Raw genomic sequence first — 13,166 nt, forward strand, 5'->3', positions numbered from 1 at the left:
GATATGACGGTGCGTGCCACGGAGCATCTGAAGCCCGGCATCCTGCCCGCAGAGGCGATCGGGGCGCTGAAGGCGTCCGGCGCCATCGCCTGCCGCAAGGCGCTGGACGACGACCAGATCCAGCCGGCGAGCCTGGACCTGCGCCTCGGCCGCACCGCATGGCGGGTGCGCGCGAGCTTCCTGCCGGGCGCCGGCGTCTCGGTGAAGGAACGGCTCGGCGACCTCGCTTTGCACGATTTCGATCTCACCAAGGGCGCGGTGCTGGAAACCGGCTGCGTCTATCTGGTGGAACTGTTCGAGCGGCTGAAGCTGCCGGCGGATCTGGCCGCCGCCGCCAACCCGAAGAGCTCCACCGGGCGGCTCGACGTGTTCGTGCGCGTCATCACCGACGGCGCGCGGGCCTTCGACACCATCCCGGCCGGCTATAACGGCCCACTCTATCTGGAAATCTCGCCGCGCACCTTCCCCATTCTCGTGCGCACCGGCTCGCGCCTGTCGCAGGTGCGGTTCCGGCGCGGTGTCTCGCGGCTGTCCGATCTGGAGCTTCTGAACCTCCAGACCGCCGAATGCCTCGTGGATGCGACGAGCCCGGACGTGGCGGCGGGCGGCATCGCGCTGGGCGTGGACCTCGCCGGCGATGCTCTGGGCGGGCTCATGGGCTTCCGCGCCAAGAAGCACACGGGCGTCATCGACGTGGATCAGGCCGGGGTGCTGGACGTGGCGGACTTCTGGGAGCCCATCCACGTGCGGCCGGACCGCCCGGCCAGCCTCGTGCTCGATCCCGACGCCTTCTACATCCTCGCCTCCCGCGAGGCGGTGCATGTGCCGCCGGACTATGCCGCGGAGATGGTGCCGTTCGATCCGCTGGTGGGCGAGTTCCGGGTGCATTATGCCGGCTTCTTCGATCCCGGCTTCGGCAATCCGGCGGCCGGCGGGCGCGGCGCGCGGGCGGTGCTGGAGGTGCGCTCCCGCGAGGTGCCGTTCATCCTGGAGCACGGGCAGACGGTGGGTCGCCTCGTCTACGAGCGCATGGCGGCGCGACCCCACACGCTCTATGGCGCCGACATGCGCTCCCACTATCAGGGCCAGGGGCTGAAGCTCTCCAAGCACTTCAAGCCGGTCGCGCTCTAAGTCCTGGAGCCGTCATGCCCCGGCTCGTCCGGGGCATCCACTTCGCCTTTTGCTCTGCGCCGCTTCAGTGTGGGGCCCCGGCTGTCCCGTGGATCCCCCGGACGAGCCGGGGGATGACGCCGGAGGCAAGGTCGTCGAAGCGGAAGTTCCTAAGGCGCTGGCGTGGCCGGGGCGGCGCCGGCGGCGATCATGTCTTCCTTGCGCCACGGCTTGTCGCGCAGGCCGGCATTGAGTTCGCGCAGGGGACGCAGCAGCGCTTCCGAATAGGCGAGATAGTCCGCCACCAGAGGCAGCGTCTCCCGCAGCTTGGCGTCGTCGGCGAGGCCGAGCACGGTGGAGACGGCGGCTGCGACCGCAGGATTGGCGGCATCGGCACTGCCCGGTCCGGCCTGGCCGAGCACCACCTCGAAGGCGGTGAGGGTGCGCGAGCGGGCGGCCTCCACCACGGTCACCAACTGCTCCGACGGGTTCGTGGCGGCGAGGCGGTGAGCCACATCTTCCATGAGTGCGAGATAGGTGATGAGCACGTCGAGCGTCGAGACGATGTTGGCCACGTCTCCCGCCGAATGGCCGAACACCTGCTCGGCGCCGAGATGGGGCAGGCGCAGGCCGAGGCCGCGCACGTCCTGCACCAGGGCGGCGACGCTGGTGGTCTCGCCCGGATGCGGCCACCAGGAGGCGAAGGCCGAGCGGCAGCGCCGGAGCAGCGCGCGCACCTCGGGCCGTACCTGATCGGTGAGATAGACCGGCAGCACCATGAACGACACGGCGAGCGCCACCGCCGCCCCGATGGCGGTCTCGTAGACGCGGGCGATCATGCCCTCCGGCCCAAGGCCGGAGATGATGTGGAGGCCCAGCACCACCGAGAGGCCCACCGCGGCGGAGGCGATGTCGTAGCGGTCCTTCTGGGTCACCACCGCGATCATCTGCGCGAGCATGCAGAAGGCGGCCATGACCCAGATCTGCCCCTCGAGCGCGACGAACAGGCCAAAGCCCAGCGCCACGCCGATGAGGGTGCCCACCGTGCGGTAGCGCACCCGCGTATAGGTCTCGCCCACGCTGTTGCCGATGACGAACATCACCGTCATCGTCGCCCAATAGGCGTGATCGAGATGGATGAGGAGATCGAAGGCGGTGGTGATGGCCGTCGCCACCGCCCCCTGGCAGGCGACCCGGTAAGGCGCGGAGAGGATCTGGCGGCCGTCCGGCCCCTTCACGAAGAGCGGGATGGCCTTGGGGGGCGGGGGCAGGACGTCCGGTTCCGCGTCCGGATGGGGCGGCGGGAAGGGCGCCATCTCGGCCGCCGCGATGCCGGTGACCACCATGGAGAGGCGATCGAAAGCGGTGAGCGCCCGCAGCAGCGCGAAGCGCGCCTCGCCGGGCAGGTCAGGCGAGAAGGCGACGTGACGCAGTTGCGCGACCGCCCGCTCGAAGCGCTCTTCCGCATGGACATCGGAGACGTCCACCGCCTCCAGCCGGCGGGCGATGTGGTCGGCGGCGGCGGCGAAGGGCTGGCGCCAGTCCACCGTGTCGGGCGTGTTCTTGGGCACGCAACCCGCGAGAAGCTGCACCGCCACACGCAACCGGTAGAAGCGCACGCGCAGTTGCTCGAAGTCGGAGTGGGCGGCCGGGTCTTCCGCGATGGCGTTGGCGAGGGCGTTCCAGACCCGCCCGCGCAGATGCTCCAGCACCTCCGAGGCGTCCGGCGGGAAGGGATGGTTGTCACGCACGGCGGCCGACAGCTCGCGCAGATAGCTGGCGACCGCGCCCTGCATGTCGAGGGTGGTGTCCACGAAGGCGTGCACCGCCGATGGCCGCCAAGGCGACAGGCGCACCGCTGCCGCCACCAGCGCGCCCTGGCAGAAGGCGAGAAGCAGCATGGCGGCTTCGATCCTCGTGGGGCGGATGATGGTGCCCACCGTCGCCACCACGATCAGCGCGAGGCCGAGGCGCTGGCCGTCCATGCCGTTGCGCCGCAAGGCGAGGGCGATGAAGGACAGCGGGATCAGCAGCAGCTTCTGCACCATGTCGTTGGCCGCGCCATTGCCGGGGCCGATGGCGGTGAGGAGCGCGAGGAAGACGACGGAGACGCCGAACAGACGCAGCATGGTGCGCCCCTCGGCGGCGACGCTGGCGCCGGGGTTGAACGAGATCATCACCAGCGCGGCGCAGCCGGCCATCATCGGGAAGGTGGTGTCCATGCCCAGGCGGAAGCCCACCGAGGTGGCATAGCCCGTGACGATGACGATGACGAAGGAGATGCCCAGCGCCAGCGCGCGGGTGGTGTCGATGCCGCCGGGATCGTGATCGGCCAGCCAGCGCTTCACGCGGCGGGCGAACGGCTCGCGCGGACGGTGGCGGGGCGGGGCAAGGGGTTCCATCGTGCGGGCTCGGCTGTTCCTGTCGGGCGGGACGGTGGATGACGAAAGAATTTGGCCTAAGCGCGGTCGCCTTTTGGCAGGCGGGCCTGACGGGGGCGGGTCTGATGGGGATAGTGTGCTCTGGTGGTCAATACGGAGACCGGACGGCGTGTCACCCTTCAAACTCTACTGCTTCGCCCAGTCGGGCAATGCCTATCGTGCCGCCCTCATGCTGGAGCTGTGCGGCCTCGCCTGGGAGGCCCGGTTCGTCGACTATTTCAACGGCGAGACCCGCACCGAGGCCTACAAGCGCGACGTGAACGAGATGGGCGAGGTGCCGGTGCTGGTGGATGGGGAGCTGAAGCTGTCCCAGTCGGGCGTGATCCTCGACTATCTCGCGAAAAAGACCGGCCGCTTCCTGCCCGACGACGAAGCCGGCCGGCGCGAGGTGTTGCGCTGGATCCTCTTCGACAACCACAAGTTCACATCCTACTTCGCCACCCTGCGCTTCATGGTGGGCCTGCGTGGCGAGGGCGAGAACGAGCTGACCGCCTTCCTCAGGACGCGCGCGAGCGCGGCCTATGCCGTCGCGGACACGCACTTGCAGGCTTCGGACTTCCTCGTGGGAGACCGGCCCACCATCGCCGACATCTCGCTCGCCGGTTACATCTACTATCCCGAGCGGGCGGGCGTGGTGGTGGAGGATTATCCGGCCTTGGCCCGCTGGGCCGGGCGCATCGCCGCATTGCCGGGGTGGAAGGCACCCTACGAGCTCATGCCCGGCCATCCTCTCGCCGTCGCCGCGACGCCCTGAGCTTCAACTTTCCGCCAATCTGCTCTAAGCGGATGCGGCAGTGCACAAGCGCCGAACCGCGGCGCGGCAGGTGAAGGCGCCGGGAACGGCGGGTGAACGGGAACACGTTCATGGCGGGTGAGACGACGGCGCGGGTCACGGAACTTTATGCGGCGAAGCTTGCCGCTGGGGAAATCTCGGAAGATCCGGCCCAGGCCGAAGTGGTGGAGGAATTCGCCAGGCTGGAGCTGGAATTGCGGCAGCGGGCGCTGGCGCAGAAATCTTCGGCGCTCGGCTGGCTGTTCCAGCGCCGCGCCCCGGTCCAGCCCAAGGGCATGTATGTCTATGGCAAGGTCGGCCGCGGCAAGACCATGCTCATGGACCTGTTCCTTGACGCGCTCCCGGCCAAGGGCAAGCGCCGGGCGCATTTCCACGAATTCATGGGCGACGTGCACGAGCGCATCTTCCGCGAGCGGCAGGCGCAGAAGCAGGGTGAGCGCAAGAGCGCCGACCCCATCGCCCCGGTGGCGCAGGCGCTGGCCGACGAGGCCAAGGTGCTGTGCTTTGACGAATTCCACGTCACCGACATCGCCGACGCCATGATCCTCGGCCGGCTGTTCGAGAAGCTGTTCGCCGACGGCGTGGTGGTGGTGGCCACTTCCAACGTCGCGCCGCAGGATCTCTATGCCGGCGGCCTCAACCGTGCGTTGTTCCTGCCCTTCATCGGGGAGATCGAGCAGCGCATGCGCGTCATGTCCCTCGATTCGCGCACCGACTACCGCATGGAGAAGCTGGAGGGCGTGAGCACCTGGCACACGCCCCTCGGCCCCGCCGCAGATGCGGCGGTGGAGGCAGCGTGGCGGCGTCTCGCCGGCCCCACCGGTGGCAGGCCCGGGGAGATGCTGCTGAAGGGCCGCAAGCTCGTCATCCCCGCCATGGGGCAGGGCGCGGCGCGCTTCTCCTTCGCCAATCTGTGCGAGGCGGCGCTTGGCCCGAACCCGGACTATCTCAGCCTCGCCCGCCTGTTCCACACCATCGTGCTAGAGCACATCCCCATTCTCGGGCCGGACCAGCGCAACGAGGCCAAGCGCTTCATCTCGCTGATCGACACGCTCTACGATGCCAACGTGAAGCTCATCGCCTCGGCGGCCGCCGAGCCGGAGCAGCTCTATCTCGGCACCGAGGGGGCGGAGGCGTTCGAATTCGCCCGCACCATCTCGCGCCTGCACGAGATGCGCTCCAGCGAATATCTCGCCAAGCCGCACGGCCGCACGGATTCCGTCGCGTCCGGCAATACGACCGGCCTCGTCGAGACCTGACGCCTACCGTGTGGTGAAGAAGGTCATCACCACCTTGTCGTTCTCGCCCACGAGGCAGAGGAAGCGGTGGGCCTTGTCGGAGCGATCGCGCTTGATATAGGCCTCGCCCATCAGCACAGCGGTGATCTTCTCCTGCCCCACGGTCGTGTCGGCCTTGGCGATGGTGAGGCCGTCCATGTCGATGAGGATGTCGTCGACGGAGGGCGAGTTCGCCTTGAGCCGTGCCAGAGCATGGGCCTTGCAGGCGGCGGCGCGCTCGGCATCCCCGGGCGCCTGGGCTTCGGCGTCCTTGAGCGCCTCCTCGGTGACGGTCTGTTCCGCCCGCGACTTCAGCGCATCTTCCGGCTTGGGCGCGGCCAGAGGCGGCGCGACCTGCGGCGGCACGACGGGCGATGTGGCCGGCGCGGGTGTTTCCGTGGCCGGCGCGGGGCGCGGGGGGACGGGATCGGCCGGGGCGGCCTGCTGCGCCAGCGCGGGGCCGCTCAGGAGCGCGCCCGCGAGGAACAGCCCCGCAAGGGCAGGGCGGAAGAGGCGGATCGGGCGGGCAGACGTCATTGTGTCCTCCGGATGGTTTCGGAGGACAACGCAGGCGCGGCCATATGGTGCCGCCGCGCCTCTGCTTTGGTGAAGCCTATCTTACGTGCCGGCCGGTGAGGGCATAGCAGAAGGCGTCGAGCATCTCGGCTTCGGCTTCCTTCAGCGTGCCGTCGGCGTTGATGACGCGCATGCCGGCCTTGAGCAGGGTGGCGATGGCCTCGGTGCCGCTCTCGAACAGGGTGTCGAGAGCGCTTTCCACGGATTCGGGCGTCGGACGCAGGCGGGCGACCCAGGCGGCGAGGCGCTCGCGCTCGGTGCCGGTGAGGTCGATCTCCTCCGCGGCGCAGGCGCGCTCGCAGAAGAAGACCATCTCCTCCACCTCCGCCGCGCCGATCTCGCGGTCCGCCCGCGCCAGCGCGGCCAGGAGCGCGATGCCGGCCTTGCGGATGACCAGGCGGATGCGGTCCCAGCGCTGGTCCTCGGGCTCCTCCGGGGCCACCAGCTCCGCGTCCTTGGGCCAGATGAAGCCGAAGGTCTCGTAGAAGAAGCGCGACAGCGGCTCGCGCTTCGCCCCGTCGAGGTCGGTCACGCCGGTGATGCGGTCCACCCGGAAGGCGCGCGCCGCCTGCCGCTCGTGGCATTTGGCGATGAGGATGGGCACGCCCTCCACATTGCGCTGCACCGCCCACACCGAGATGCGGCGGTGGCTGATATTGCCCGCATGGTCCACATAATCGATGGCGAAGGACTGCCCGTCGGCGGGGTCATGGTCCTCCGCCGCGCCGGCGGCGAGGGTATCGTGGGGGTCGTCCTCGGGCACCGAGACGCGGTGGGCGTCGGTGTAGAAGGGGGCGCCGATCATCTCGACCCGGTCGAGGATGAAGGACTTCAGCGAGGTGATGGCGTTCATGGGGGCGCTCGCACTGAGGCCGATGCATCGGGCCGACGACGGTTCCCCCATAGATAGCTGGCGCAGCGTCGCCGATAAAGCTTTTCCCCGTATTGGCTCCCGTGCGGCCTTCTTGTGGTGCCTCAGTCCCGATCCAGCGCATCCCGGATCAGCAGCGCGATGTGGCGCGCCTTGCGGCCCGACCCGTGCTCGATCTGGTGGCGGCAGGAAAAGCCGTTGGCGATCAGCGGCGCGTCGTCCGGCGCGGCGCGCATGGCCGGCAGCAGGGCGATCTCGGCCATCTGCATGGACGCATCATAATGCTCCGCCTCCAGCCCGAAGCTGCCGGCCATGCCGCAGCAGCTCGTCTCCACGATGTCGTAGGAGAAGCCGGGGATGAAGGAGAGCACCTTGCGCGTCGCCTTCATCACCCCGAACGCCTTCTGGTGGCAGTGGCCGTGCAGCACCGCCTTCGCACCGGGAAGCGCCTTGAGCTTCAGCCGCAGCCCCCGGTTCTGGTGCTCGCGGGCGAGGAATTCCTCGAACAGGTAGAGCTGCTTGCCCAGCGCGCCGATCTTCGGGCCGAGGCCGAGGCTGTAGAGCTCATCCCGCAGCGACAGCAGGCACGAGGGCTCGAGGCCGATGATGGGCGTGCCGGCGGCGATCTCGCCCTCGAAGGCGGCAAGCACGCGCCGACCCTCGCTGCGCGCCTTCTCCACCATGCCGGTGGTGAGGTAGGTGCGGCCGCAGCACAGGGGACGGTCGGGCTCCGCGTCGGCGGGATCGGGCTTTGCGATGCGGACACGGTATCCGGCGAAGGTCAGCACCTCGCGGGCGGCCTCCGCCACCTCCGGCTCGAAATGGTGGCAGAAGGTATCCACGAACAGGATCACGTCGCCCCGCTCCGCCAGATGCGGCGCGGCGGGCGGTGCGACATAGGCGGCGGGGGCCGGCTCCGGAATGGGGCGGCGCGCGGTGATGCCGAGGAAACGCTCGGCGAGGCGGGCCATGGTCGGCACGCGGTTGCGCAGGAGAATGGCGAGGCGCAGCAGGCGGCGGTGGCGGCCGGTCCATTCCGGCACCCCGCCGAAGAGACGGGTGCGCAGAGGCACGCCCTTGATCTCGTGCCGTTGTGCCAGATACTCGGTCTTGATGAGCGTCATGTCCACGGCGCTCGGGCATTCCTTCTTGCAGGCCTTGCAGGACACGCACAGGTCCATGGCCTCGTCGAGCCGGGGATCGGCGAAGGCGGCGGCGTCGCTGCCGTCGTTCAGCGCGGCCTTGAAGGCGGCGACGCGGGCCTCGGTGGAATGGGCGCGGTCACCGGTGATGCGGTAGCTCGGGCACATCACGCCCTTGCCGGTATTCTGACAATCGCGGCTATGCATGCACACGGCCACGGCCTTGGCATAGTTCCCGCCGGTGGCGGGAATGCCGGAATAGGCGTCGCCGATGCCGTAGGTGTCGTAAGCCGACCAATCCAGGAAGGTTTTCATGCCGCGCGGGTCCTTTTCACCCGCGCCCATGCAAGAGGCATACCCCCTGGCATACGAAGAGCCCGGCGGCGCACGTGGGATCGGTGTGCGCCACCGGGCGCCGGCCGCAGCCTGCGGGACGCGCAGGACTCATGCGGCCGGAGGGAGACGGCGCCAGTTCGGCCCGTCTCTGGATCGAAGCGGAAACGACCTGCGGGAGGTCAGAACCGCGTCGTCAGCGTTGTCAGCCAGGCCGGGGAGACCTGGACCAGAACCGCTTCGATCCGCTTGTCGGCACCGGTGGCGATCAGCAGGCCGACCACCACCAGCACCAGACCCATGAGGGCCTTGGCGCCCTTGCCGCCGGAAATCATGCGCCCGCGCCAGCGCATCAGCGTGGGGCGCGAGAGGGTGCCGGCGAGCGCCAGCGGCAGGCCGGCGCCGAGGCCGAACAGGGCCATCACGGCCGCCACCTCGCCGAGGTTGCGGCCCTGCGCGGCGAGCACCGAGGCCGCGCCCAGCGTCGGCCCGACACAGGGGCTCCACACCGCGCCGAGCAGCAGCCCGACGGCGAACTGGCCGCCCACACCCTCCGTCGCGAAGCCGGACAGGTGCCGGCTGGCGAGGTCGCTCACCGGCCCGCCCGCGGTGGCGAGCCGGGTCTGCAAGGGCGGCACGGCGAGGACCGCTCCGATGCCGATCATCAGCACCGCGCCCACCATCCGGAAGGCATCGCCTTCCAGCCCGATGGCGTAGCCGACGGTGGCGACGAACAGGCCGATGACGGTGAAGGAGAGCGTCACCCCCACCGCCAGCGCCAGCGGGGCGAGGCGGTGCTCGGCCGCTGCAGCGCCGAGCACCAAAGGCAGCAGCGGCACCACGCAGGGCGACAGGATGGAGAGCACGCCGGCGAGAAACGCGAGGCCGAGGCTGCCGAGGGCCATGGTCGCCTCAGACGCCCTTGGCCAGCAGCGCCTCGATGGACGGCCGCGCGGTATCACCCACGGAACGGCCTTCCTCGGTCTTGCCCTTGTAGACGATGAGGGTGCTCTGGGAGCGGGCGCCGAAGGCCTTCACCACGTCCTTCTGGCTGTCGAAATCGACGCGGAACACCACCATCTCCTTGAATTTGGGGGTCGCGAGCAGCTCGCCGAGAATGGGCGCCTGGGCCGCGCACACCGGACACCAGCTGGCATGGATCTCCACCAGGATGGGCTTGCCAGCCTTCTGCGCGTCGGCGAAGGCCGCCGGCGTGTAGGCGGCATGGGCGGTGGAGGATTGTGCGGTGGCGCCGTGCTCGGTGCCGGCGAGGGCGGATGCGCCGGCCAAGGCGGCCGCGGCAAGCGGAAGGGCGATCGCGAAGGCGAGGGTGAAACGGCGGGTGAACATGATGGCGTCCTTCTTCCCTGGATCGGCTGCGCGTGGCCGACATCGGGCTTTTCGGGGCGCGGCGGCGGGCGGTTACAGCGGCAGGAGCCATCACGGCCAGTTGATCGGCGTTCACAGGCCCGGCCAATTCCGCTAGACCACGGACCAGACAGGGGCCGGCGCGGGTCGGCCCGGGAGGAATTTGCTCCGTGAACGATCAGGTGAAGCTCGTCCTTGCCTCCGGCTCTCCCCGCCGCCTCGCGCTGCTGAACCAGGCCGGTATCGATCCGGACCTTCTCATGCCCGCCGACGTGGACGAGACGCCCGAGCGCGGCGAGCTGCCCCGCCGCCTCGCCCAGCGCCTCTCGCAGGAGAAGGCGAAGCTGGTGGCCGGCCGGGCCAAGGATGCCGAGATGAACGCGCTGGTGCTCGCCGCCGACACGGTGGTGGCGGTGGGCCGGCGCATCCTGCCCAAGCCCGATCTGGTGGACGAGGCGGAGGCCTGCCTGCGCCTGCTCTCCGGCCGCACCCATCGGGTCTATACCGGCGTCTGCCTCATCGATCCGCGCGGCCGCACGGCCACCCGCCTCGTGGAGACCCGGGTGCGCTTCAAGCGGCTCTCGCGCGACGAGATCAACGATTACCTCGCCTGCGGCGAGTGGCGCGGCAAGGCGGGCGGCTACGCCATCCAGGGCATTGCCGGGGGCTTCGTGGTGAAACTGGTGGGCTCCTACACCAACGTGGTCGGGCTGCCGCTTTCGGAAACCCTCGGCCTCCTGACCGGCCAGGGCTACGACGTGCGCGCCGGCTGGGTGGAGCGCGCGGCGTGAGCGCGGATACCCCCGCCAAACCCATCCCCGCCGCTCGTCCGTGCCCCATCTGCGGGAAGCCGCCGGTGGAGCGCTACAAGCCCTTCTGCTCCAAGCGCTGCGCGGACGTGGACCTCAACCGCTGGCTGTCCGGCAGCTACGCCATCCCCGGCCGTCCCGAGGAGGACGAGGACGGGGAGAGCGGACCGCCAGAGCGCGAATAGGCGCCCTCCGCCCCCACCTTGACGGCTCCCGTTACGGCGCGCGAGGGTGCCGCAGGTCTGGCGCGGGCCGGGTCTGGCAGTGGAGCGAGCATCATGGCGGCGGTGGAACGGGTGTCGGCGGATCATCCCGCCTTCCGGACTGAGGCCTTCATCGACGGCGCCTTCGTGCCGGCCGCCTCGGGCCGCACCTTCAGCGCGATCAATCCCGCCACCGGCCATGCCATCGCCGAAGTCGCGGCCTGCGATGCGGAGGATGTGGACCGGGCCGTGAAGGCCGCGCGCCGCGCCTTCGAGGATCGCCGCTGGGCCGGCCAGCGCCCGCTGGAGCGCAAGCGCACCCTGTTGCGCTTCGCCGAACTCATCCGCACCCACCGGGACGAACTGGCCCTCACCGAGACGCTGAACATGGGCAAGCCCATCTCGGACGCCCGCGCCATCGACGTGCGGGCGGCGGCCGACTGCTTCGCCTATTACGGGGAGTGCTGCGACAAGGTCTATGGCGAGGTCGCGCCCACCACGGACGACAACCTCGCTTTGGTGCTGCGCGAGCCGCTGGGCATCGTCGGCTGCGTCACGCCGTGGAACTTCCCCATGATCATGGCCGCCTGGAAGGTGGCGCCGGCGCTGGCCATGGGCAATTCCGTGGTGCTGAAGCCGGCGGAGGAGAGCCCGCTCACCGCGCTGCGCCTCGCCGAGCTGGCGGCGGAAGCCGGCATCCCCGACGGGGTGTTCAACGTGGTGCCGGGGCTCGGCGTCGAGGCCGGCAAGGCGCTGGGGCTCCACATGGATGTGGACGCCATCGCCTTCACCGGCTCCACCGAGGTCGGCCGCTATTTCCTGCGCTATTCGGCCGAGAGCAACATCAAGCGCGTGGCCCTCGAACTGGGCGGCAAGACCGCCTTCGTGGTGGCGCACGACGTGAAGGACCTCGGCGCCGTGGCCGAGGCGGTGGCCGGCGGCATCTTCTTCAATCAGGGCGAGATGTGCACGGCGGCCTCGCGGCTGCTCGTGGACAACCGCATCCGCGCCGAGCTGGTGGAGCGTGTGGCCGCGCTTGCCCCGCGCTGGATGCCGGGCGATCCGCTCGACCCCGATGCGCCGGCCGGTGCGGTGGTGAGCCGCGAGCATCAGGGCCGCATCCTCTCCGCGATCCAGGCCGGCGGCGAGAGCGGAGCACGGCTGGTGACGGGCGGCACGGCCGTGCGCACGGAAACCGGCGGTGCCTTCGTGGCGCCCACCGTGTTCGACGACGTGGCACCGTCCTCCGCGCTGGCGCAGAACGAGATCTTCGGGCCCGTGCTTTCAGTGATCGGCTTCGACGGGCTGGACGAGGCGGTGGAAATCGCCAACGGCACCATCTACGGCCTCGGTGCCTCCGTCTGGAGCGCCAACCTTGCCGCCGCCCACAAGGTGGCGCGGCGCTTCAAGGCCGGCATCGTCTATGTGAACTGCTTCGACGCCGACGACATCACCACGCCCTTCGGCGGCGTGAAACAGTCCGGCTTCGGGCGCGACAAGTCCCTTCATGCGCTGGAGAAGTATTCCGACCTCAAGACGGTGTGGACGCGGCTCTAGCCGTCCGGGACGCGATATCCGTCAGCGCCGCGCCAGAAGATGCACCTCTTCGGTGGCTTCCCACTGGCCCTTGAGGGCGTCGGGACGGGTGACGGCATCGAGCTGCGTCACCTCATAGCCGGCATCATGCAGCGCGTGAACTTCTGACGCCGGCACGGAGAAGGGCGGGCCCCCGACCAGGGACTGGTCGTAGACTAGGGTCACCACCAGCTGCGGAACCGCCCCGGTGATGGCCCTGACATGGGCGGCATAGCGCGGCCGCATGTCGGGCGGCAAAGCGATCAGGGCGGCGCGGTCATAGACGGCATCCACCGGCCCGAGGGTCTCGGCGGTAAGGGCGAAGATGTCGCCCTGGAAGATGTCGAGGCCGGGCGCGCGGAAGCGCAGGAGGTCGCCGGCCTCGGTGATCTCGGGCACCACCCCCAGCTCGGCGAACAGCTCGTCCACCGCGATGCGGCTCAGTTCCGCGCCGGCCACGGCGAAGCCCTGTCCGAGCAGATAGGCGATGTCCCGCGTCTTGCCGCACAAAGGCAGGAAGATGCGCGCGCCGGGCGCGAGGTCGAGGCGGGAGAGGTGCTTCACCAGATAGGTATTGGGCTTTCCCTCGTGGAAGCCGATCTGCTTCGTCTCCCACCGCGCCTGCCAGAACCCCGGTTCCATGCCTCGCCTCCGCACGCTCGATCCAC

13 protein-coding genes are annotated in these 13,166 nt (G+C 69.7%); 6 read left to right on the forward strand and 7 right to left on the reverse strand.

Going from position 1 to position 13,166, the window contains the following annotated elements:
* Positions 1-3 precede the first annotated feature (3 nt).
* The gene (locus D7006_RS03390; RefSeq protein WP_229645298.1) at positions 4-1,131 is read left to right on the forward strand and encodes a 2'-deoxycytidine 5'-triphosphate deaminase; all 1,128 of its coding nucleotides are present in this window, start codon (positions 4-6) and stop codon (positions 1,129-1,131) included.
* A 149-nt stretch (positions 1,132-1,280) separates the two neighbouring features.
* Here D7006_RS03390 and D7006_RS03395 read toward each other — a convergent pair whose 3' ends face one another.
* Positions 1,281-3,512 (reverse strand): FUSC family protein, encoded by a 2,232-nt coding sequence (locus D7006_RS03395; RefSeq protein ID WP_237355556.1) that lies wholly within the window; start codon positions 3,510-3,512, stop codon positions 1,281-1,283.
* Positions 3,513-3,660: 148 nt separating this feature from the next.
* On the opposite strand from D7006_RS03395, the gene D7006_RS03400 reads away from it, so the two are divergent.
* Together D7006_RS03400 and zapE are read left to right on the forward strand one after the other, a co-directional pair.
* On the forward strand, positions 3,661-4,305 hold the full coding sequence (locus D7006_RS03400; protein WP_237355557.1) for a glutathione S-transferase family protein: 645 nt from the start codon (positions 3,661-3,663) through the stop codon (positions 4,303-4,305).
* 110 nt (positions 4,306-4,415) lie between these two features.
* Positions 4,416-5,603: a cell division protein ZapE gene (gene zapE / locus D7006_RS03405; RefSeq protein ID WP_169123606.1), complete on the forward strand. Its 1,188-nt coding sequence runs from the start codon at positions 4,416-4,418 to the stop codon at positions 5,601-5,603.
* A 3-nt stretch (positions 5,604-5,606) separates the two neighbouring features.
* Here zapE and D7006_RS03410 read toward each other — a convergent pair whose 3' ends face one another.
* The 5 genes from D7006_RS03410 to D7006_RS03430 all read right to left on the reverse strand — a co-directional run bounded on the left by D7006_RS03410 (position 5,607) and on the right by D7006_RS03430 (position 9,893).
* Positions 5,607-6,158, reverse strand: coding sequence for a hypothetical protein (locus D7006_RS03410; protein WP_237355558.1), 552 nt, complete (start codon positions 6,156-6,158; stop codon positions 5,607-5,609).
* A gap of 76 nt (positions 6,159-6,234) precedes the next feature.
* Positions 6,235-7,050 carry a WYL domain-containing protein gene (locus D7006_RS03415; RefSeq protein WP_237355559.1) on the reverse strand — a complete coding sequence of 272 codons (816 nt, stop codon included), beginning with the start codon at positions 7,048-7,050 and terminating at the stop codon, positions 6,235-6,237.
* 122 nt (positions 7,051-7,172) lie between these two features.
* Positions 7,173-8,525 carry a (Fe-S)-binding protein gene (locus tag D7006_RS03420; RefSeq protein WP_237355560.1) on the reverse strand — a complete coding sequence of 451 codons (1,353 nt, stop codon included), beginning with the start codon at positions 8,523-8,525 and terminating at the stop codon, positions 7,173-7,175.
* 200 nt (positions 8,526-8,725) lie between these two features.
* Positions 8,726-9,448 carry a cytochrome c biogenesis CcdA family protein gene (locus D7006_RS03425; protein WP_237355561.1) on the reverse strand — a complete coding sequence of 241 codons (723 nt, stop codon included), beginning with the start codon at positions 9,446-9,448 and terminating at the stop codon, positions 8,726-8,728.
* A gap of 7 nt (positions 9,449-9,455) precedes the next feature.
* Complete coding sequence (locus D7006_RS03430; protein ID WP_237355562.1) at positions 9,456-9,893, reverse strand: thioredoxin family protein; 438 nt, start codon at positions 9,891-9,893, stop codon at positions 9,456-9,458.
* A 188-nt stretch (positions 9,894-10,081) separates the two neighbouring features.
* Between D7006_RS03430 and D7006_RS03435 the strand changes: the two genes are divergently transcribed.
* From D7006_RS03435 to D7006_RS03445, 3 genes are all read left to right on the forward strand, one after another.
* Entirely contained in the window at positions 10,082-10,702 is a 621-nt protein-coding gene (locus D7006_RS03435) for a Maf-like protein (protein ID WP_169123611.1), read from the forward strand.
* Positions 10,699-10,905, forward strand: coding sequence for a DNA gyrase inhibitor YacG (gene yacG, locus D7006_RS03440; RefSeq protein ID WP_024277474.1), 207 nt, complete (start codon positions 10,699-10,701; stop codon positions 10,903-10,905). Before D7006_RS03435 ends, yacG begins: the two co-directional genes overlap by 4 nt.
* Positions 10,906-10,998: 93 nt before the next feature.
* Positions 10,999-12,480, forward strand: coding sequence for an aldehyde dehydrogenase (locus D7006_RS03445; RefSeq protein ID WP_237355563.1), 1,482 nt, complete (start codon positions 10,999-11,001; stop codon positions 12,478-12,480).
* A 21-nt stretch (positions 12,481-12,501) separates the two neighbouring features.
* Here the strand turns inward: D7006_RS03445 and tmpT are convergent, their stop codons facing one another.
* Positions 12,502-13,140 (reverse strand): thiopurine S-methyltransferase, encoded by a 639-nt coding sequence (gene tmpT / locus D7006_RS03450; protein ID WP_237355564.1) that lies wholly within the window; start codon positions 13,138-13,140, stop codon positions 12,502-12,504.
* Positions 13,141-13,166 lie beyond the last annotated feature (26 nt).

This window comes from Xanthobacter sp. YC-JY1, assembly GCF_021730305.1.
Classification (GTDB): Bacteria; Pseudomonadota; Alphaproteobacteria; order Rhizobiales; family Xanthobacteraceae; genus Xanthobacter; species Xanthobacter flavus.

Excerpts from the sequence above, each read along its gene's own strand:
- D7006_RS03415 (WP_237355559.1), bottom strand. The coding sequence starts at position 7,050 with ATGAACGCCATCACCTCGCTGAAGTCCTTCATCCTCGACCGGGTCGAG.
- D7006_RS03445 (WP_237355563.1), top strand. The coding sequence starts at position 10,999 with ATGGCGGCGGTGGAACGGGTGTCGGCGGATCATCCCGCCTTCCGGACT.
- D7006_RS03425 (WP_237355561.1), bottom strand. The coding sequence starts at position 9,448 with ATGGCCCTCGGCAGCCTCGGCCTCGCGTTTCTCGCCGGCGTGCTCTCC.
- tmpT (WP_237355564.1), bottom strand. The coding sequence starts at position 13,140 with ATGGAACCGGGGTTCTGGCAGGCGCGGTGGGAGACGAAGCAGATCGGC.
- zapE (WP_169123606.1), top strand. The coding sequence starts at position 4,416 with ATGGCGGGTGAGACGACGGCGCGGGTCACGGAACTTTATGCGGCGAAG.
- D7006_RS03395 (WP_237355556.1), bottom strand. The coding sequence starts at position 3,512 with ATGGAACCCCTTGCCCCGCCCCGCCACCGTCCGCGCGAGCCGTTCGCC.
- D7006_RS03390 (WP_229645298.1), top strand. The coding sequence starts at position 4 with ATGACGGTGCGTGCCACGGAGCATCTGAAGCCCGGCATCCTGCCCGCA.
- D7006_RS03410 (WP_237355558.1), bottom strand. The coding sequence starts at position 6,158 with ATGACGTCTGCCCGCCCGATCCGCCTCTTCCGCCCTGCCCTTGCGGGG.
- D7006_RS03430 (WP_237355562.1), bottom strand. The coding sequence starts at position 9,893 with ATGTTCACCCGCCGTTTCACCCTCGCCTTCGCGATCGCCCTTCCGCTT.
- D7006_RS03420 (WP_237355560.1), bottom strand. The coding sequence starts at position 8,525 with ATGAAAACCTTCCTGGATTGGTCGGCTTACGACACCTACGGCATCGGC.